This is a genomic window from Clostridium neuense (assembly GCF_045310695.1).
Classification (GTDB): domain Bacteria; phylum Bacillota; class Clostridia; order Clostridiales; family Clostridiaceae; genus Clostridium_S; species Clostridium_S neuense.
This window is the reverse complement of record NZ_JBJIAA010000001.1, coordinates 215222-237085: the sequence shown is the minus strand read 5'-3', so window position 1 is coordinate 237085 and position 21864 is coordinate 215222. Positions and strand designations below refer to the sequence as shown.

Here is a 21864-nt window from a genome sequence, read left to right as displayed (position 1 = left end):
TATATAGTATATTTATATATTAAATACGTAGGAGGATCGCCATGAAGTATTTGAAAATTGCTTGCACCAATGAAGCAAAGAAATATTTTTCAACTACCAGAACTTTGGTCTGGGCGCAAGATACTGATTATACAGATGTAGCTGCAGTAGTATTAATTGATTCTGATGTGGAATTAATTAATAAGGTTTATGATACAAAATTTGAAATACCAGTTTTTGTTGTTTTGAAAAATATAAATAAGCTTAGCAATGAACTAACAAGTAAGGTTTATAGTTCTGTAAAGGTAAATGAAATTAACATAAAGTCTTACAGCTTGAATATTGAAGCTGCGGCAAGCAAATATGAGGATATGGTATTACCTACGTTTTTTAAAATGTTAAGTAATTATGCAAATCAAAAAAACTTGCAGTTTGATTGTCCGGGACATCAGGGAGGAGAATATTTTCGCAAGCATCCAGCAGGAAGATGCTTATACGATTTTTACGGTGAAAATGTTTTTCGTTCAGATATTTGTAATGCGGATGTTGAGCTTGGAGATTTATTAATACATGAAGGACCTGCTATGCAGGCTGAAGTTCATGCAGCAAAAGTATACAATGCTGATAAGACTTATTTTGTAATGAACGGAACAAGCACATCTAATTCTGTGGCTATAAATGCTGTAGTTGCTCCTGGCGATCTAGTATTATTTGATAGAAATAATCATAAATCAGTTTATAATTCTGCACTGGTTCAATCAGGTGGCAAGCCTGTATATTTAGAAACTGCACGTAATCCATTTGGATTTATTGGAGGTATAGATGAACACTGCTTTGATCAAGAATATTTACGGGATTTGGCAGCTAAAGTTGATGCTGTGAAAGCTAAAAATAAAAGGCCTTTTAGATTAGCAGTTATTCAGCTTGGAACTTATGATGGAACAATTTATAATGCAAGATATGTTGTTGATAAAATTGGACATCTATGTGATTATATTTTGTTTGATTCAGCCTGGGTTGGATATGAGCAGTTTATTCCAATGATGAGAGAGTGTTCACCTCTACTATTAAACCTTGGACCAGAAGATCCAGGTATTTTAGTTACTCAATCTGTTCATAAGCAGCAAGCGGGATTTTCACAAACCTCTCAAATACACAAGAAGGATAGTCATATAAGAGGGCAAAAACGTTATGTAGATCATAAGCGTTTTAATAATTCTTATATGCTTCATGCATCTACAAGTCCATTTTATCCACTGTTTGCAGCTCTAGATGTTAATGCTAGAATGCAGGAGGGAGAAGCAGGCAAGAGGCTTTGGGAGGATTGTATAAAACTAGGTATAGAAGCAAGAAAATCTGTTTTGAAAAAATGCTCGCTATTTAAGCCATTTATTCCACCAATAGTTAATGGAATGAAATGGGAAGAATACGATACAGAAGAAATTGCTAATAATATTGAATTTTTTAAGTTTAAGCCTGGAGAAAAGTGGCATTCTTTTGAGGGATATGGAGAAAATCAGTATTTTGTAGACCCAAATAAGTTTATGCTTACGACGCCTGGTATTGATGCTGAAAGCGGGGAATATGAGGATTTTGGAATTCCAGCTACTATTCTTGCAAGTTATTTAAGAGAAAATAAAATTATACCAGAAAAGAATGATTTAAATTCTATATTATTTTTATTAACACCAGCAGAAAGTATTGAAAAAATGAACAAGATGATAGATCAACTCGTTAAATTTGAAGAACTTGTACAAAAAGATTTGCCACTAGAGCAGGTATTACCTAGACTTTATAGCAATAATTCAGAGCGTTATAAGGGATATACTATTAGGATGCTTTGCCAGGAAATGCATGATTTTTATAAAAATAATAATGCAAAGGCGTACCAACAAAAGTTATTTAGAGCAGCTTCCTTTCCGGAGCAGGTGATTTCAGCACAGGAAGCTAATTGGGAACTAGTTCGTAATAACTGTAAGCTTGTTTTATTAGAGGATATTGTGGGAGAAGTTGCGTTAGAGGGTGCACTGCCATATCCACCTGGAATATTTTGCGTTGCTCCTGGTGAGAGATGGAATAAAGTTGCACAAAAATATTTTTTAATATTAAAAGATGGAATAAATAAGTTTCCAGGCTTTTCACCTGAAATTCAAGGAGTGTATCTAGAAAGAGAAAATGGCATTATTAATGCTTATGGATATGTGTGGAATAAATAAAAGAGTTGATTTTTATTAATTGAATAAAATGCTGTAAATACATAGAAAAATGATTTACAGTATTTTATTTTTGTTGAAATAAGGCTTTTGAAAATTTATATATTAAGTGCAATAAGTGATTATTCATACGTTAATTTTGTACTTGAAATGAGTTTCTAGTTTATATATAAATTAATTTAATACATAAAGTCTAAGATGGAAAAATCGTAAGTTCTTGCAATGTGTTTGCTAAATGTGAAATTTAATAATATATGAGAATATATAGTAAATTGTTAAGAGTACGATAATATATATAATAACTTTCAAGTTTCAGGAGGGTTTATTTTTATAGATAGACCGCTTCAACTATTGAAAATCATGTGCACCATAATGCTAGAAGACGGTATTTTGGTACAAATAAATTTCAAGTTTCATAGTAGTTTATCTTTAGTAATAGATTTTATTATGTTGACGGGAAGTGCATAACAATGGAGGGGAATTTTTATGAATAAAAAACAGTACAAAATTTCTATTAAAGTAAAGTTACTTGGAATTATTATTCCATTGATGGCTATAGCAGTGGCAGCATTAATTATCATTTCGTATATTGAATGTAGGCGAATTATAACTAATTCAGCAAGCAATTTACTAGAAACTTCAAGTAAAAAACAAGTTAATCAAATTGAAGCATGGTTAGATGAAAATTTAGCATCATTTAATTCTGCAAAAAATCTAATTGAAGACACAAGTTTAGATGATACACAATTGCAAAAGCTTTTAAATAAATATTATGGATATAATGATAATTATCCAGAAGGATTGTACATAGCAGATGGAAGTGGAAAATTATTAAAAGCACAAAAATCGAATAAAACTGATAAGGATATATTAAATTCGGTATGGTATAATGAGGGACTTACTAGAATTAATATGGCATTTGGTACTCCTTATAAAAATGAAGCAGGTAAAAATGTAATTAGCGCTTCTGCTATATTAAATGATAACTCCGGAAAAGTAAGGGTGATATCTGCGGATGTCTCGCTAGATAAAATATCAGTAATTGTAAATTCGCTTATTGACATGAAAAATGCGGAAAGTATTTTGGTAAATAAAAATGATAAAACGGTACTAGCTTACGAAGATAGTTCACTAATTTCAACTAAACTTAGCTCAAGGAATGATAATAAGTTTCTTAGTGATATTGCTGTAAAGCTTAATAATAAGCAGTATAATTCATGTGAACTTGAAGGAAATATGGTTTCATTTAATCAAGTACAAGGGACAGATTGGATTCTCGTATCTTATGTTCCAACTAAATCAATTCTTTCAGATGTTTCAAGACTTCGTAATTTTATGATTATAGTAGCTATTATATCTATTATAATATTAGCTATTTTTGTAGAAAGAGTAGTGCAAATAGTTATTAAACCAATAAGAAAACTTACGGATGCGATTGTATCAATGACAGATGGCGATTTTACAGTTGATGTAAAGGTAAAGGGAAACGACGAAATTGCTGTTATGCTTAAGTGTGTAAAAAAGTTTATAGATGTGATGCGTAATATGATAAGCAATATTGAAGGAGCTTCAAACAAATTAAACGGACAAGCTAATGAAAGTACAATAATTTCGAAGGAACTTTATGATTCCTCCAAACTTCAATCTCAATCTATGGAAAACTTAAATGATACAGTAGAACAATTGGTAACATCAGTTAATGAGGTTGCAGAAAATACAACAAAACTAGCCAATGTTGTTGCTGATACGAGAAGTGATAGTGATATTGTAGACGACAAGATACAGAGTACTATTAGTGTTTCTGAAAAAGGTAAAAAAGATGCGGAAAAGGTAAATACAGCTATGGAAAATATAAGACAATCCGTAACATCTCTTGAACAAGCTATAAATAAAGTAGGAAAATCTTCAGTTGAGATTGCTAACATTATCAATATAATTGGAGATATTGCTGAGCAAACTAATCTTTTATCGTTAAATGCATCTATAGAAGCAGCGAGAGCCGGAGAAGCTGGAAAAGGCTTTGCAGTTGTAGCTTCGGAAATTGGCAAGCTGGCAAATACAAGTTCTAAGTCAGTTAAAGATATTTCAAATCTTATAAATGAAATAAATAAGCTGGTTTCAGATACTGTAAAACAATCACATGAAAGTGCAAATAGTATTACGGAAAGTAGTTACTTGATAAGTGGTACTGCAGATACTTTTAATAATATTTTTGAAATGGTTAATGAAACAAATAAGTTAATTCAAAATATGATTGAAAAAATAGGACATTTAGATGATGTTGCAGCATCAGTAGCGGCTATATCAGAAGAACAGGCTGCAAGTGCAGAAGAAATTTCAGCAACTTCAGAAGTTATGGTTAATCAAGCAAATAATATTATGGAAGACAGCCAAAAGATATCTAATGATGCAGAAAAGCTGTCAAATACATCTGATGAACTTGATAAGCAGATCCAAATATTTAAGTTATAGATAATTTTACATTGTATTTTACAAGTAAAGTTTTCAAGGAGGATAAATTGATGAGGAAGAAAATATCTATATTATTAATTATAATTACGGTTTTTACTATTTTTTCAGGATGTAGTTCAAATAGTACAACATCTTCAAGTAATAAAGTGAAAGTTTTACTATCAATATCAGATGGATCTGATGACTACCGTAAATTGATGATAGATAATGCAAAAAGTTATGCGGAAAGTCAAAATATAAAACTAACAGTTATGGATGCAGCTGACTCTGTAGAGGCACAAGTATCCCATATGAAAGAAGCCGCTTCGGACAGGTATAATGTTATAATATGTGCTCCAGTAGATCCAAATACATCCTTAGAACTTGAAAGAGCTTCTAAAGGAATTCCAATAGTATTTATAAATACTATGCCAGATGATAGTGTATTAGAAAGAAACAAATATATATATGTAGCTTCAAATGAGAAGGTAGCTGGTAAGTATCAAGCTGAGTATATTAGTAATTACTTTAAAGATAAAAACGATATTAAGATTGTTTTATTTGAGGGGGAAAAAGGTCCCACTGCTAGAGAACGTACAGAGGCAATAAAGGATACTTTGCGTGAAAGAGGGATAAAAGCAGAGTACGTTTTTGAAGATCATGCGGATTGGAGTAGAGAAAAAGCAAAAGAAATGTTTAATATATTTTTGTCTACTGGGAAAAAATTTGATTGCGTACTTGCTAATAATGACTCTATGGCACTTGGAGTAATAGAGTCGCTTAAGGAAAATAAAATTAATAATCAGGCAATACCTGTCTTAGGAATTGATGCTCTAAGTGATGCACTTAATGCTATTAAAGATGGTAGCATGAAACTTACAGTTTATCAGTCTGCAAAAGGTCAAAGCATAAGTGCAGTTAAAGCAGCTGTAAAGTTAGGCTCAGGAGATACTTTATCTGGCTTGCAAAATTTAACTAGTGATGGTAAGTATATATGGGTGCCATTTGAAAAGGTAGATAAGAACAATGTGGATAAATATATGAATTAGTAAAGTAACAACGCTTCATTGTCTTTCAAGATTAGCGAAGTAACAGTATTGAAGAGATGATTTATAATTTTCATTTAACATCTTAAAATGCTGTTACTTTGCACTTTTTTTTATTTTACTAATATAATTCCACAAACTAAAAGAGAAACTGCCCATATTTTAATTGATATCTTATTGATTTTATTCACATATTTAAAACCTATCCACTCTAATGGTCCAGAGGCTACACCGATACCTGAAATAATAAAAATTATACCTATTACTGAAGGAAATATTGAGTTGGAAATTATGGAAATGCCTAAAATAGATATCCAAAGTCCCATGCATAAAAATCCCATTGTTTCACCAATTGAATTCCCTGTATAAACGTGAAATGAGTTAAAAATAAGAGCAATAGTATCTTTAGTTTTTGAATCAGTATTTTCTCTTATATATGCTTTTGATAAAGTATCAGCTAAAAAAACCCATCGCATAAGACCTAAGCAATAGAAAATGCCGGCTGTAATGCCAAAAGAAGTTCCAATAATTAAATATGGTGTTTTATTTGTATTTAAAATTTTATAGAAAATTGTAGATGTAGGGATAAGCATTAAGGAACTCAAGACAAAGAGCATCCAAAAAAACTTTAATGGCTTTCCGCAGCTTTGATATTTATTGAGAATTGAATCTACTGGTTCTCTAAGAATGCTTGGATAATTAAAAAGTTTTGCAATGCCTATGTTGCTTATGGCAAAACCTATTCCAACTAAAATAATAAAAATACCTGATAATTTGTAAAATGTAATTAAATTCATAATAAATCCTCCTCAAAATAGTTTAGTAGCTAAAACATAATCCGTGAAGTAACAATGCTTTATCGCGTTAAAGAAATTCTATAAATCTAAGGTTTAAAAATCATAAAATGCTAAGATATTTCAATAACTCGCATACGCTCAGACAGATTGAAATATCTAAGTATTTTACAATTTTTGAACCAAGATTTATTAGAATTTATTTAAATCGTTCCTTCAGCATTGTTATTTCACTTCCACAGTAGTGCAAGGAAAAAATTCCTTCGTATCTACGGAATTTTGAACGTGAATTTTTATAGTACATTAAAAACTTTTAATTTAGAATTTTTAGGTTCTAAGTTGTTACCTACAAGTTTTTGCTAGTCCTTTGGCCAATTTAATATAGTCCAATCTAAAAAGTTATTTATGGCTTTAATGTCATTTTCGCTTGAAGTACTGAAATATTGGTGTATTTTGTTGTAAAGTTTTTTATGATATTCATTATGCATTGTATTTACTTTTTCACCTTGCTTAGTAAGTTTATAAAAAACATCTTTTTTATTGTCGGGGCTTTGGTATTGTTCAATTAGTCCCTTTTTTATAAGCTTATTTGTAACTTGACTAACAGCACCATTGGTTATGCCTAAAATGCTTGAAAGTTCGCTTGCATTGACATTTTTATGATTGTATATTGCTTCAATAGTATGAATTTCGGAATGGTAAAGAACATCACCAGTTCCATAGTCTTTAGGCTTTTTATTGCTTTGATTCATAATATTTAATATACGTTCAGCTTTTTCTATGATTTCTAGTTCTTTGTTCATTTTCATCACCAAAATTATTTTATAGCAGCTAAACAAAAATGTCAATATGTTTTAGCAACTAAAATATATTTGCTATTGACTTTGCCCTTAGGGTAAGCCTTAGACTTTTACAAGAGGAGTTGATAAAATGGCAAATGATATTGTATTAGAGGTATCTAATCTAACTAAGAAGTACGGTGATTTTACTGCTGTAAATAATTTAAGTCTAAAGGTAGCACGTGGAGAAATTTTTGGACTTCTTGGACATAACGGTGCTGGAAAGTCTACCACCAGTGAGTGCATTCTTGGAACTAAAAAGTTTGAGGGTGGGAAAATAAGTCTTCTTCAAATGAATCCAGCAAGGGATAGAAAAAAGCTTTTTCAAAAAGTAGGAGTTCAGCTTCAAGAATCTAATTATCAAGACAAAATAAAAGTTAAAGAAATATGTGAAATGACAGGGGCACTTTATGAAAATCCAGCTGACTATAAAAATATTTTAAAAGATTTTAAGCTTTATGATAAAAGAAATAACTTTGTTTCTGATTTATCTGGAGGACAAAAGCAGAAGTTATCTGTTTTACTTGCACTTATTCCAAATCCAGAGATTGTGTTTTTAGATGAACTTACAACGGGGTTAGATGTTAAAGCTAGAAGGGACATATGGGGGTATTTAAAAAAACTAAAGAATAAAGGGATATCGATTTTTTTAACTTCTCATTATATGGATGAGGTTGAATATTTGTGTGATAGGATTTGTATTTTAAAAGATGGAAATATGGTTATCTCAAATACTGTTGAAAATGTAATAAAAAGCAGTGGGAAAGAAAGGCTTGAGGATGCTTATTTATATTATACAGGTGAGGAGGAATTAGAATATGAAAGCATTTAAAACTATGTTTAAAGTAGAATTTAAGCTAGAATTACGCTGCACAGAGAGCATTTTCTTTGGAATAATTTTTCCAATGGCAGTTGCAGCTTTAATAGGAGTAATATACGGAAACAAACCAGCTTTTAGAGGGGCACATTACACTATGATGCAAGCATCCTTTGCAGGAGTTATTGCTGTAGGAATTTGTGCGACGGGACTTATGGGAATTCCAATAATTATTTCGGATTATAGAAATAAAAAGATATTAAAATGGTTTAAAGTCACACCAGTTAGCCCAGTGCAAATAATATCTGTTGAAGTGCTAATATGTTTTATAATTGCTTCCATTTCGGCTTTAGGAGTTTTCTTAGTATGTAAGTTTGCCTTTTCATATACGATGTTAGGATCAGCAGTTCAATTTATACTAGCATTTGCCTTAGTTGCAATATCAGTTTATAGTATAGGAATACTCATTGCTAGTTTATCGCCTAATATGAAAATAGCAAATTTAGCATGCAATTTATGTTATTTTCCAATGCTGCTTTTATCGGGTGCTACAGTTCCATATGAGATATTTCCGGAGAGTGTTCAAAAAGTTTCAAATATACTACCGCTTACTCAAGGTATAAAAATATTAAAAGGAATTTCACTGGGAAAGCCAGTAAATAATGTTATGTTTTCGATTGTGTTTATAATGGTTGTGGCAATTTTATGTACAGCGGTATCAATAAAAACTTTTAGGTGGGAATGAAGAAACAGAGCACAGAGTACAGTGAAGGATCATTTTTCTCCGCTGTCGCTTTGACTCTAATCTATACTCTGCTTTTTACAAGAATTGTGCACTGAAAGGGGTGTGTCTATTGTATACAATAGGTATGTTTTCAAAAATAAATAGAATAACGACTAAAACTTTAAGACACTATGATGAAATAGGACTTCTTAAGCCAGAGCATGTAGATGAACTTACTGGATATAGGTACTATACTACGGCGCAGCTTCCAAAGCTTCACGAGATATTAGCACTTAAGCAAATGGGGCTTTCGCTTCAAGATATAAAAGAAGTTATTGATAATAAAGCAACTTTAAATTTGTTTTTAAAACTAAAGGCCAAAGAAATAAAAAGAAACATAGAAAATGAAGAAATGAAATTAGCGCAAATAAAGAATTTTTATAAGTTCTCACAGAAAGAAAGTGACTTTAAGTATACACCTATTATAAAAGATATACCTAAAATTATAGTTGCATCTATAAGAAAAACTATAAGCAAATATGATGAGTTGTTTTACATTAGTAGTAATATTATGGAAAAGGAATTAAATAGGCTTCAATGTGAAAGATTTGAGCCCAATTATTGTTTTACAATTTATCATGATGGAGAATATAAGGAAGAAAATATAGATGTAGAAGTATGTGAAAGAGTAATTTCTAAAAAGGAAGACAGTAAAATAGTAAAATTTAAAGAAATTGATTGTATAGAAAATGCAGTGTGTATACTTCATAAAGGTAGCTATGATAACTTTAGAGAGACATACGCTTTTGTACTTAAATGGATAGAAGAAAATAATTATGAGGTCATAGGTAGTATAAGAGAGTCATATATTGATGGTATATGGAATAAAAAGAGTGAAGAGGAATGGTTAACTGAAATTCAAGTTCCTATAAAATTACCTAAATTCTAAGTACTAGCTGCTAGACTTGAAATGTTAGAAATGAAAAATAATAAAGTTTATTGTAAGCGAAGTAAAAGTGTTGAAGTTAAAAAATACTTTTATTTCGCAATATTTTTTATTTAAGGAATTTCTATATACACGAATTTTATATGATTTATTTGGATATATATGTAATACAGAGCATACAGTATAATTGGCATAAATAATCGCTCTAATTAAGTTTTAAATAGATAATAATTTATGAAATTATAGATTATTAAATTTTATTAGGAGGGAATTATTTATGGAAATCAAGAATAGTTTAGAAAAGGCAGCCAAGCAAGCTATCGTAAATAAGGTTGTCGGATATCTTGATAAGAATCCAGAGGAAAACGTAGATAAGATATTTAAAGCAGTTCGTTTTTTAACAAAAGATAAAGTGGCAATAGAGCAAATTGAATATGTCTATAAATACTATGAAGAAGATAAAACAAAACATGATTATATTCAAGATATTTTAAAGAATACTGATAAAAAGTGTTTGAAAAAATTTTTTACTAACTTTTTTGCTAATGCTAATTGGTATGCAGAACCTAAAAAAAATAAGTATATGGAAAAGGAAAATACTAAAATACCATTTGTTATGCTGATAAGCCCATCGATGCGATGTCCACTTCATTGTAAGGGATGCTATGCGTCAAGTTTTAGCAAAAAAGATGATATACCACCTGAAGAAGTCGACAGAATAATAGGAGAGGCAAGGGATCTTGGAATTTATTATATTATAATTCTTGGTGGAGAACCTTTCTTTAATGATTATTTGCTTGATTTATATGAAAAGTATGATGATGTGATGTTTACGCCGTTTACTAGTGGTCTTCTTTTGAATGATAAAATAGCAGACAGGCTTAAAAAATGCGGAAATGTCATACCTATGCTTTCAATTGAAGGTTTTGAGAAGGATACAGATGATCGTAGAGGCAAAGGAACATACAAAAAGGTTATAAAAGCTATGGATTTGCTTCATGAGAGAGGTATTTTATTTGGAGTATCTTCGGCTGTAACAAGGACTAATATAGATACTGTATTGAGTGATGAATTTACAGATATGCTTATTGAAAAAGGCTCAAAAATGAGCTGGTATTTTTTGTTTATGCCTGTAAATGGTGAAGATAATGATTTTGATATGATGCTTACAGCAGAACAAAGGGATTTTCTTGGTAAGAGGTCACGAGAAATAAGGGCTTCAAAACCGTATTTCACAATTGACTTCTTTAACGATGCACCATATGTTGGAGGTTGTATAGCTGGCAAATATTATTTTCATGTTAATTGTAAAGAAGATGTTGAACCATGTATATTTTCTCATTTTTCTACAGTTAATTTAAAAGGAAGGCATCTTATTGATGCTTTTAGAGACCCTTTCTTTAAAAAATTAAGATCAATTCAACCATATAATAAAAATATGCTAAGGCCTTGTATGATGATAGATAATACCGATGTAATACTTAATGTATGCAAGGAGACAGGAGCTAAGCCTGATGATTATGGTGCAGAGAAAATGCTAAATGATAAGGAGTTTCATGAAAAGATAACCAATAGCGCAAATGAGTTCATACCTTATGCCGAAAAAGCATGGAAGGAAGTTTTTAATGAGAAAGGAAATGACGATTTTGCAAAAGGGTAAAATTTTTAAAGGAATAATACAAAAAATGTAGAAAGTATACTTAAGATTTAATTATAAGGAGTGATTTGTAATGAATACATTAAAAGGCACTAAAACATGTGAAAATTTAATGAAGGCATTTGCAGGGGAATCACAGGCTAGAAATAGGTATACATTTTATGCATCTGTTGCAAAAAAAGAAGGGTATGTTCAAATTGCTAATATTTTTATTGAAACTGCTGAGAATGAAAAGGAGCATGCTAAACGATTTTTTAAATTTTTAGTTGAAGATTTAAATGGGGAAGCTGTAACAATAAATGATGGTGGTTATCCCGTAGCTTTAGGTGATACAAAAGCAAATCTTATAGCAGCTGCTAGTGGTGAAAATGAAGAATGGACTGAATTGTATCCTAAATTTGCAAAAACTGCAAAAGAAGAAGGTTTTCAGAGTGTTGCAGCAGCATTTGAACTTATAGCTACAGTCGAAAAACATCATGAGGAAAGATATAAAAAATTAGTTGAAAATATTGAAAATAACAGTGTTTTTAAAAAAGATAAAAAGGAATTATGGATATGTAGTAATTGTGGATATATATATGAGGGAGAATCAGCTCCGAAAGTGTGTCCAGCTTGTTTACATCCTCAAAGCTATTTTGAAATTTTAACTGAAAAGTATTAATTAAATAGAAAGATCTGAAAGGTTTAAAATGTACCCTTTGTCAAGGACAATTTAAAAAAGTCTATACTAACATTAAGAAGATGATTTCTGTATTGAACAGGAGTCATCTTTTTTATTTCTAGCTTAATCAACATCCGTATAATAAAAATTTATATGGATATATTAATAATAAATGGAAATTAAGTCATATATTTTGTTGTATAATTAAACGTTTACAGAAGCGAAATTGGAGGGATTCATTTTGAATTTTAGAGTATTAGTTATTAATCCGGGGTCAACTTCAACTAAAATTGCGGTATTTAATAATAGAGAAGAAATTTTGGTTGAAACTTTAAGACACTCTACTGGTGAATTACAAAAATATAAAAATGTATGTGATCAATTTGAATTTAGAGAAAATGTAATACTAAAGGTATTAAAGGAAAAAGATATTGATATAAATAAATTTGATGCTGTTGTAGCAAGAGGAGGACTTCTAAAGCCTATAGTAGGTGGAACTTATAAAATTAATGAAAGGATGCTTGAAGATTTAAGAATTGGAGTTCAAGGGCAACATGCATCTAATCTTGGAGGAATAATTGCGGATGGAATTGTAAGTAAGTTAAATATTCCAGCGTACATAGTAGATCCTGTAGTAGTAGATGAAATGGATGATATTGCAAGATATTCAGGAATACCCGAAATTCAAAGAAAAAGCATATTTCATGCATTAAACCAAAAGGCAGTTGGAAAGAGATATGCAAAAGAAACTGGAAAGGACTATGAAAGCTTAAGAATAATAGTTGCCCATATGGGTGGAGGTATATCTGTAGGTGCTCACAGAGATGGACGAATAGTTGATGTTAATAATGCTCTTGATGGAGAAGGAGCTTTTTCACCTGAAAGAAGTGGAGGGCTGCCAGCTGGAGATTTAGTTAGAATGTGTTTTAGTGGAAAATATACAAAAGATGAAATGCTAAAAAAAATAACTGGCAAGGGAGGTTTTGTTGCATACCTTGGTACCAATAATGCACTTGAAGTAGAGAAAGCTGCTATTAATGGCGATGAAAAAGCCCAAAAAGTTGAAGAAGCAATGGGATATCAAGTAGCAAAGGATATAGGAGCAGCCGCAGTAGTTCTTGATGGAAAGGTAGATGCTATAATATTAACTGGTGGTATGGCATATGGAAAACCAATAATTAATTTCATATCAAAAAAAGTTTCATTTATAGCTCCAGTAGTGGTATATCCAGGAGAGGATGAAATGCTAGCCCTTGCCGAAGGTGCCCTCGATGTCCTAGAAGGCAAAGAATCAGTAAAAGAATACAATCCTACACGGGGTTTGGGCGAAAGCCCATTATCCTTCTAGAACTCCAAAAAACAACTCTCTTAAGCAACGCCGCATATACAAAGCATGCCAGCAAAGTAAAGCCACGGGGTTTGGGCGAAAGCCCATTATCCTTCTAGAACTCCAAAAAACAACTCTCTTAGCAACGCCACAAATACAAAGCATGCCAGCAAAGTAAAGAATTGATTATAAATTTTTTATTTGGTGTGATAATGTTTTCTTTTATTGAAAAAAATAATGTATTAATATATACTAAATATATTGAAATACTTTGAAATAAAAGGGGGCATTAAAAATGCAGAGATCGGTTGAAGTAAAAAGCGGAGAATTAACTTTAAGGGGCATGCTTCATATACCAGAAAAAGTAGAAGGAAACATACCTATAGTTGTTATTTATCATGGATTTGGCGGAAATAAAATGGGGCCTCATTTTGCATTTGTTAGATTATCTAGAATTCTAGAAAAGTGTGGTATTGCAAGTGTTAGATTTGATTTTATAGGTAGTGGTGAGAGCGATGGAGAATTTAGTGATATGACTCTTACAAATGAAATTAATGATGCAAATGTTATTTTAGATTATGTAAAAAATCTTGAGTTTATAGATAAAGATAAGATAGGTATATTTGGCTATAGTATGGGAGGAGCTATTGCCAGTATAATAGCGGGAGATAGGAAGGATGAAATTAATACCTTGTGTTTATTAGCACCAGCAGGTAACATGGAGGAAATTGTAAAGGAAGTATTTATTGGAGATAGATATGAAGAATATATTAAAGAAGGTTGCTTTGATATACAAGGCTTCTTGCTTGGAAAGAATTTTATGGAGGATATAAAAGATATAGATATATTTAAAAGGGCTTCTAAATATAATAAGAGTTCGAGGATAATACACAGTAAGGCTGATGAAGTAGTGCCTTTTAGTACTTCAAAGAGATATATGGATATTTATAAGGATAATTCAGAACTCAAGGTTATAGAAGATGCAAATCACACATTTGAGAATAATAAATGGGAAAAACAAATAATTGATGAGGTAGTTAGGTATTTTGATGAAAAGCTAAAACGCTAATATTTGTATTGAAAGTTTAAAAATGATATACTATCTTTTAATATATCAAATTTAGAAAGATAGTTTTGGTGAAAAATGATAATAAAACTTGTATTTGTGATTTTTATATGCATGGCTATTTTTAAAGTATATATAGATAATAACTTAATAGAGGTATTAAATTATAAAATACATTCATCTAAGATACCAAAGGAATTTAACGGATTTAAAATATTACAAATTTCAGATCTTCACAGCAAAAGTTTTGGAAAAGAAAATATAGACTTAATAAATAAGGTTGAAGCAGTTGAACCTAATATTATAGTAATTACAGGTGATATGGTAAATAATGATTTTGATTATTCATCATTTATAAGTATAGTCAATAAGCTTACAGTTAAATACAAAATATATTATGTGATTGGAAATCATGAACAAAATGTAATAGCAAGAAATCCAGATGAGTTTAACAACATGCTTAAGGAAATAAAAGAAAAAAATGTAAGCATAATAAATAATAAAAACATTAGTATAAGCATGGGAAAACAAAGTATAAATTTATATGGAATGTATACTGATTTAAAGTATTATAGAGATTTTAGAAATAAGGCCTCTAGAAGTATAAATTTTAGTGTTAAGGATATGGAAGAATTAATTGGAAAATGTGATAAAAATGCTTATAACTTATTGCTTACTCATAATCCTGTTTTTTTTAGTACATACTCTAAATGGGGAGCAGACCTTACGCTTACAGGTCATGTGCATGGTGGAATGGTAAAACTGCCTCTTTTAGGAGGTATTTTTTCTCCAGAATATACGCTCTTTCCTAAGTATTACGAGGGAATATACAAAGAGTATGATAATTTTATGAATGTGAACAGGGGACTTGGAAGAGGAAATTTTGGCATAAGACTTTTTAATAGGCCTGAGCTTTCTGTAATAACGCTATATAGTACAAGAAAATATGAAGTGTGATAAGTGTAAGAAAATATCCCTAAAAATAGGGGGGACAGTAGCTAGTTTTATGTAAATACAAAACTAGTTACTGTTTTTTTATAATAGGTTGGTAGTTTTATAATAATATACTATAAAATATAGAAGGAATATTTATCATGAAACTAACTGATTAAGATTTTGATTACAAAACAGAAATAAAAAAATCTAAAATTATCAATGATGTTATGGGTAAAAGTGGACTGATCCCAAGATTAGTCAAAGATGTTCTAGAAAATATACTTGAGGCTGAAATGAATCAAATATACGGATATTCACAACAACTAAAAATAAAAACCCATAATTAATAGCTAAATATGGGTTTGAAGAAGAATATTTTTGATTTTTGTTTCATCTGAAGTCATATAATGATTTTTCTTTAGTACAAGTGATATGTAAAAAAGTATTGATTCCTTTAGTGGAACTCTTTTTATGCTGTCAAGGTTTTTTACAGCCATATTTATCATTATTCCTATTCCAAGACCAGAACTTATAAGAGATTTAGCTGTTTGTATTTCATCTGTAGAATAAAAATTATTTGGGGGAGTTCCGTTTTTTAAAAAAAGATTTTTAAGAACCTCGTTATGTATATAAGAATCTCCTAAAACAATAAATTTTTCATTTTCTATATCTTTAAAATCAAGTTTTTCTTTTTTAGGAATTATGTGATTTTTACTCATGCAAACCATAAACTCATCTGTTTTTAAAATAGCAGCGTTTATTTCTCTAGATTTTATAGGGGCAAGAGATCCTATGAGAGCCATATCAACTTCGTCGGATAATACAAGTTTTTTCATAGCAGCCGATCCTGTTTCTACAAGTTCTATATTTTCAGCAACTCCACTTTTTACTAAAAGCTCCATTAAGGGAGGAAAAAAGTAAGCACCTATTATAGGTGGAACTCCTAATTTTATTTTGCGTCCAGCTGCTTTAGAGATTTCAAATTTTGTTTCATTTAGTTCACTTAATATATTTGCAGCATGTTTTTCAAGAATTTTTCCAGCTTCAGTTAGTGAAAATTTAGTTAATGAGTGATCTCTTATAATAAGTTTTGTATTTAATTCCTTTTCAAGTCTATGTAAAGCCATGGTTACAGATGGCTGTGAAACATATAGAAGTTTTGCTGTTTCTGTGAAGTTTTTTGTCTTGCACAGGCAATTAAAGTATTCTAAATCCCTTAGGTTCATAGTTACAACTCCTTGTATATTAAGTTTGCAATAAATTAAATAGCTGATTTATAATGAGCTTAAATGTTTAGCTGCACACCATATTTCTACCACTTTCTTTTGCATTATAAAGCATTATATCGGCTGACTTAATTAGATCATCAATATTTTTGCAATTTGAATTGATGGAAGCTACTCCAAGGCTTATTGTACAGTTAATATATTTTTGATTTTTTATATTAATTTTCATATTTTCAATTGCAATTCTTAGATTTTCAGCATAAATTACAGCTTGCCCAAGTTTAGTATTTGTAAGTATAATTATAAATTCTTCTCCACCATATCTTCCAGCAATATAGTAATCTTTAAGTGATTTTTTTATAACTGAAGCTACATCTTTTAATACTATGTCTCCAATATCATGTCCATAGGTATCATTAAATTGTTTGAAAAAGTCTATATCCAACATTACAACTGAAAGAGAAGAAGCATTAGTTTTAGAAGCAATAAATTCTTTTTCTGCAAGTTCATATAAACATCTTCTGTTATTTAAACCAGTTAATCCATCTATATTAGCGAAATATGCATTATTGATAGCAGTTTTGACAGCATTTTTTAAAGTTAACTGTGTCTTTATTCTAGAAAGAAGTTCATTTTTATCAAAAGGTTTTATAATATAATCATTTGCCCCAAGGTTAAAGGCTGCAGTTATATCTTCTGGTTGATTTTTTGCTGTCAACATTATTACTGGAAGTTCATATATAGTGTTATTTTTTCTGATTCTCTTACATACTTCATATCCAGACATTTTAGGCATCATTATATCTAAAAGTATTAAGTCATAAGAATTATTTTTTATTAACTCAAGTGCTGTTAGTCCATTTGTTGCTATATTTATAGTATAATTTTGGATAGTTAATATATTAGTGATAACTTGCAAATTAATTTTTTCATCATCAACTACAAGAAGTTTAAAAGAACTGTTATTTTCTAGATCAGCTGATGAAAGAGAAGTCTTGCCTTTCATTGCAGTTAATTCATTTTCAGAAGCATTCATGATATTAAATAGGTTACTATCAAGAGGATGATTTTTGGAAGTATTTAAAGCTTTTTTTAATGTAAAATAAAACTTTGAACCTTTACCTACTTCTGATTCTATCCATATGTTTCCGCCGTGAAGTTCAATCATTTTCTTTGTAATTGAGAGCCCTAGCCCTGTACCTCCAAATTCTCTTTGCGAGGATTCTTCAACTTGCTCAAAAGGTTTAAAAATATCTTCAAGCTTATCATTAGGTATTCCAATGCCTGTGTCTTCTACGCATATTTGTATAAAGGCGCTTTTTTCTTCAGCAGTTATTTTTATATATCCTTCTTTTGTGAATTTTACTGAATTGCCTAAAATATTGTACATAATTTGCTGTAACCTATCTTCATCACCTTGTACCAAAGGTAAATTATTTGGTATTTCATCAATAAATAAAAGTTTATTGGCTGAATTTGTGGATTTTATTATTGTAGTTACAACGGAAACAAGCTGTTTGAAATCAACCTCTTGGTTTTTTATTATTATATCGTTGTTTTTTAATTTTGAATAATCCAATATATCGTTAATTAAGGATGATAATCTTTTACCACTTGACACAACTAACTTTAAGTTTTCTATTGTTTTAGATGGAAGTGTTCCAGTTACCCCATCGATTAATGATTCACTTATACCTATTATTCCATTTAGTGGAGTACGAAGCTCATGTGAGGTATTTGCAAGAAAATCATCTTTTAATTTATCTAGTATTTGCAATCTCTGAGAAAGATTTTTTATAACGTTATAGTCATTAGCAAAGCCTATTGAAAGCAGCATAGATTGTGCTAATATAAATAATACAAAACCAAAAGCAACATAATATCCAGTTTCTATTATTTGAAGATAATATAGCATATCATTTATACCTGCAATGATTAGAAAACTTACACCAATAGAGAATATAATTGCAGTAAGGCTTCCCTTTAGAGCACATTTAAATGCTATATATACAATTAAAATAGCACTTGCAAGTATTATAAAAAAGTAGTATTGAAACATATATGAATACACGAAAGTTGGGGAAAATACTATAATTACGGAATATGTGACGTTTAAAATTAAAACTATTTTCGTTAAAAGTTTTGGAGACTCTTCTTTAAATTGATAATAAGTAAAAGTTATAAAGGTTAACATACAAATAGTCACAGAAATTGTTGATATTCTTGAGGTTAATGAAAATTGTAAGTTTGGGAAAAATTCCATAATAGCAGTTTCGCCTGTAAGAATTGTCCTTAGGGCTATAGCTAAGCAGAAGAATCCAAAAAATAAGAGATTTTTTTCTTTTTTTCTAAATAAAAATAATATTAAATGATAGAGACCCGCAAAGCAGCATATACCTATTAGAACCATTTCTTTTATTATTGCATAATATCTTTGCTTATATATTTGGTCACTGCTACCTAGTATAAAACTTTGTCCGATTCCACCATTTCCATGAGAATAATTTTTTATTTGAATTACAATATCAATAGAATCTGTATTACTGGCAAAGGAATAGGTTTTAGGATTAAGAAATTTAACTTTTCCATCGGTAAAACTTCCATGCTCATCAATAAGCTTGCCGTTTATCCAGATCTTAAATTCTGTATATATTTCGGGAGCCTTTATACCTAAACTTTCCAGTTTGCCATTAGTTTTTATTTTTAATCTATAAGTTGCAAAACCTTTTGCAGGTAAATTTAGTCCTTCATATTTAGTCCAATACATGGGCACTGGATAATAACCAGTAGCTTTAATAGAAGCATTTTTTAAATCTTGTGGTGATAAAAGTTTATTCCAGTAAAATTGCCATTTACCATCAAGATTAATACTTCCATCAACGTCAAAATTCCAATCTTTTAAATTCATTATACCATTATTTGCAGTTAAGCTTTTATGAGCAGCTTTTTTACTGCAGCTGCATAATGGGAGAATTATAAACATAATTGCAGCAAAACATAAAATTTTCTTGAAATTTTTTATGTATGTATTCATTATTTTCTCCTTTAAAATTTTTGTGGTGAAAATTAATCCGGTTCTAATCTAGCTTTTACTAATATTTACATGAAAAAATTGTCGCATAAAAATAATGAAAGGTCAATACTGTTTGTAGGATATGATTTTGTTAAAAAAATTTAATTTTATGTTGCCATTAAAATTTGGAGACTGTAATCAAGTATTGCTTAGCATTTATGATATGAAAAAATTACTGGAATAAAGAGGGGAATATTTATTTAATAAACAAGAGAGAATTCTTGAAAAGCTTGATTTAGAATTTTCAATAGGAGGAAGGATTATATATGGAATGTATACTGATAAAATGGAAGTTGTGAAGTAACAATGCTGAAGCAACGATTTAAAAAAATTCTAATAAATCTTGGCTCAAAAATTGTAAAATGCTTAGATATTTCAATTTGTTTGAGCGATAGCGAGTAAACATACACGGGGCTTGGGCTTACGCCCAAACCCCGCTTATGTGTATGTGACGAAGCAGTGTTACTTCGCAGTATATTTAGCTTCCCAGATTTCTTTTTCAACAGCTTTCTTAGCGTCCTTAATATCAGCTCTATTTAATCCATCTTTAACAGCTGCTTCTACAACTGCTGTTGCAACTAACTTTGAAGCTTCTTTAAGTCTTGCAACAGGTGGAAGTATTGAGGCACCAGGTTTTGAAAGATCTTGAAGTGTCGCAATTCCATGTGCAGCAGCAGAAAGCATTGCATCTGAAACTGTTTTTGCTTTTGCAACTATTATTCCAAGACCAAGACCAGGGTAAAGTAAAGCATTGTTTGCTTGACCTATTTTATAAGTGACACCTTTATATTCAACAGGGGCAGAAGGGCTTCCAGTTACTACTAAGGCTTTTCCGTCAGTCCATTCTATAAGATCCTTTGCAGTCGCTTCTGCAAGTCTTGTAGGATTTGAAATAGGCATAATAGCAGGTCTTTCATTTAATTCAGCCATTTTTCTTACTGCGGCTTCTGAAAATGCACCATGAACACCAGAGCAGCCAATAAGAACTGTAGGCTTTACTGCTGCTACGATGTCAGCAATATCAGTTAATGGCTTTTCAAATTCACCCTTTTTTCTAGCATATTTCTTTTGACCTTCTGTTAAGTCTTTCATATCCTCGGTAACAAGTCCGAATCTATCTATGATATAAAAATCTTTTATTGCTTCTTCTTCAGCTTTACCAGTTCTAACTTTTTCAAGAAGTATTTGATCTGAGATTCCAATTCCAGCAGTACCACCGCCAAATACTAATATTTTGTGGTCTTTTACAGGGATTTTTGTAACCTCTGCAATGGCGTTCATAGCAGATACCATCATTACACCTGTACCTTGAATATCATCATTGAAAGTACAAATCTTTGATCTGTATTTTTCTAATATTCTGCTGGCATTTCCACGTCCGAAATCCTCCCAGTGCATTAGAACTTCAGGGAAAAGCTCTGTGGATATTTTTACGAATTCATCTATAAAGTTATCATATTTTTCACCTGTGACCCTTTTATGTTTATTTCCAAGGTATAATGGATCATTTAAAAGTTTTTCATTGTTTGTTCCAGCATCTATTACTACAGGAAGAACATTTCTTGGATTAACCCCTGCTGCAACAGTGTACACTGCAAGTTTTCCTATTGAAATGTCAACACCTTGAACTCCCCAGTCTCCAATTCCAAGAACGCCTTCACCATCTGTAACAACAATAAGTTTAATTTCATCAAGATCTTTTAATCCTGCTTCAATGGATTTTTTTATGTTTTCAGGGTGGTCAATGGATAAAAATACAGCATCCTTTGGAGTTTCATAATTTTTAGAATAATTTATAACTGCATCTCCTATGGTTGGAGTATAAATTATTGGAAGAAATTCTGTAACATGTTTTCCAACTACATAGTAAAAAAGAGTTCTATTTATATCAAATAAATTCATAAGATAATTGTGTTTTTCAAGATTGTCTTCAAAGGCTTTTGTTCTTTCATATACAACTTGTTCCTGCTCTTCAATTGTCCTTACTGTACTTGGAAGAAGACCTGTAAGACCATATCTTTCTCTTTCTTCTTCTGTAAAAGCAGTTCCTTTGTTTAAAAACGGATTTCTTAATAAATCTTGTCCTTTTAAGTTTATCATTCAATAACA

The 21864-nt window shown here is 30.5% G+C and carries 16 protein-coding genes; 11 read left to right on the top strand and 5 right to left on the bottom strand.

Features of this window, described 5'->3' with window-relative positions:
- The first annotated feature begins 41 nt into the window (after positions 1 to 41).
- The 3 genes from speC to ACJDT4_RS01045 all read left to right on the top strand — a co-directional run bounded on the left by speC (position 42) and on the right by ACJDT4_RS01045 (position 5692).
- Positions 42 to 2195 carry an ornithine decarboxylase gene (gene speC / locus ACJDT4_RS01055; protein WP_406785672.1) on the top strand — a complete coding sequence of 718 codons (2154 nt, stop codon included), beginning with the start codon at positions 42 to 44 and terminating at the stop codon, positions 2193 to 2195.
- Positions 2196 to 2678: 483 nt separating this feature from the next.
- Positions 2679 to 4664: a methyl-accepting chemotaxis protein gene (locus ACJDT4_RS01050; RefSeq protein WP_406785671.1), complete on the top strand. Its 1986-nt coding sequence runs from the start codon at positions 2679 to 2681 to the stop codon at positions 4662 to 4664.
- A gap of 50 nt (positions 4665 to 4714) precedes the next feature.
- Positions 4715 to 5692, top strand: a complete 978-nt coding sequence (locus tag ACJDT4_RS01045) for a substrate-binding domain-containing protein (protein ID WP_406785670.1) — start codon at positions 4715 to 4717, stop codon at positions 5690 to 5692.
- 110 nt (positions 5693 to 5802) lie between these two features.
- Here ACJDT4_RS01045 and ACJDT4_RS01040 read toward each other — a convergent pair whose 3' ends face one another.
- Both ACJDT4_RS01040 and ACJDT4_RS01035 read right to left on the bottom strand, forming a co-directional pair.
- Positions 5803 to 6486 carry a DUF4386 family protein gene (locus ACJDT4_RS01040; RefSeq protein ID WP_406785669.1) on the bottom strand — a complete coding sequence of 228 codons (684 nt, stop codon included), beginning with the start codon at positions 6484 to 6486 and terminating at the stop codon, positions 5803 to 5805.
- Between the two features lie 356 nt (positions 6487 to 6842).
- On the bottom strand, positions 6843 to 7286 hold the full coding sequence (locus ACJDT4_RS01035; RefSeq protein WP_406785668.1) for a MarR family transcriptional regulator: 444 nt from the start codon (positions 7284 to 7286) through the stop codon (positions 6843 to 6845).
- A gap of 127 nt (positions 7287 to 7413) precedes the next feature.
- On the opposite strand from ACJDT4_RS01035, the gene ACJDT4_RS01030 reads away from it, so the two are divergent.
- The 8 genes from ACJDT4_RS01030 (at position 7414) to ACJDT4_RS00995 (ending at position 15477) form a co-directional block, all read left to right on the top strand.
- On the top strand, positions 7414 to 8154 hold the full coding sequence (locus tag ACJDT4_RS01030; RefSeq protein WP_406785667.1) for an ABC transporter ATP-binding protein: 741 nt from the start codon (positions 7414 to 7416) through the stop codon (positions 8152 to 8154).
- Positions 8141 to 8884 (top strand): ABC transporter permease, encoded by a 744-nt coding sequence (locus ACJDT4_RS01025; protein ID WP_406785666.1) that lies wholly within the window; start codon positions 8141 to 8143, stop codon positions 8882 to 8884. The genes ACJDT4_RS01030 and ACJDT4_RS01025 overlap by 14 nt, the downstream gene beginning before the upstream one ends.
- Positions 8885 to 8993: 109 nt before the next feature.
- Positions 8994 to 9812, top strand: coding sequence for a MerR family transcriptional regulator (locus ACJDT4_RS01020; protein ID WP_406785665.1), 819 nt, complete (start codon positions 8994 to 8996; stop codon positions 9810 to 9812).
- Between the two features lie 274 nt (positions 9813 to 10086).
- Positions 10087 to 11469: a radical SAM/SPASM domain-containing protein gene (locus ACJDT4_RS01015; protein ID WP_406785664.1), complete on the top strand. Its 1383-nt coding sequence runs from the start codon at positions 10087 to 10089 to the stop codon at positions 11467 to 11469.
- Positions 11470 to 11539: 70 nt separating this feature from the next.
- The gene (rbr, locus tag ACJDT4_RS01010) at positions 11540 to 12127 is read left to right on the top strand and encodes a rubrerythrin (RefSeq protein WP_406785663.1); all 588 of its coding nucleotides are present in this window, start codon (positions 11540 to 11542) and stop codon (positions 12125 to 12127) included.
- 241 nt (positions 12128 to 12368) lie between these two features.
- Positions 12369 to 13475, top strand: coding sequence for a butyrate kinase (buk, locus tag ACJDT4_RS01005; protein WP_406785662.1), 1107 nt, complete (start codon positions 12369 to 12371; stop codon positions 13473 to 13475).
- A gap of 274 nt (positions 13476 to 13749) precedes the next feature.
- Positions 13750 to 14523: an alpha/beta hydrolase gene (locus tag ACJDT4_RS01000; protein WP_406785661.1), complete on the top strand. Its 774-nt coding sequence runs from the start codon at positions 13750 to 13752 to the stop codon at positions 14521 to 14523.
- A 75-nt stretch (positions 14524 to 14598) separates the two neighbouring features.
- Positions 14599 to 15477, top strand: a complete 879-nt coding sequence (locus tag ACJDT4_RS00995) for a metallophosphoesterase (protein ID WP_406785660.1) — start codon at positions 14599 to 14601, stop codon at positions 15475 to 15477.
- Positions 15478 to 15806: 329 nt separating this feature from the next.
- Here ACJDT4_RS00995 and ACJDT4_RS00990 read toward each other — a convergent pair whose 3' ends face one another.
- The 3 genes from ACJDT4_RS00990 to ACJDT4_RS00980 all read right to left on the bottom strand — a co-directional run bounded on the left by ACJDT4_RS00990 (position 15807) and on the right by ACJDT4_RS00980 (position 21855).
- Positions 15807 to 16682 carry a LysR family transcriptional regulator gene (locus tag ACJDT4_RS00990; protein WP_406785659.1) on the bottom strand — a complete coding sequence of 292 codons (876 nt, stop codon included), beginning with the start codon at positions 16680 to 16682 and terminating at the stop codon, positions 15807 to 15809.
- A 67-nt stretch (positions 16683 to 16749) separates the two neighbouring features.
- Positions 16750 to 19716: a diguanylate cyclase gene (locus ACJDT4_RS00985; RefSeq protein ID WP_406785658.1), complete on the bottom strand. Its 2967-nt coding sequence runs from the start codon at positions 19714 to 19716 to the stop codon at positions 16750 to 16752.
- A 501-nt stretch (positions 19717 to 20217) separates the two neighbouring features.
- On the bottom strand, positions 20218 to 21855 hold the full coding sequence (locus ACJDT4_RS00980; protein WP_406785657.1) for an NAD-dependent malic enzyme: 1638 nt from the start codon (positions 21853 to 21855) through the stop codon (positions 20218 to 20220).
- Positions 21856 to 21864: the final 9 nt, after the last annotated feature.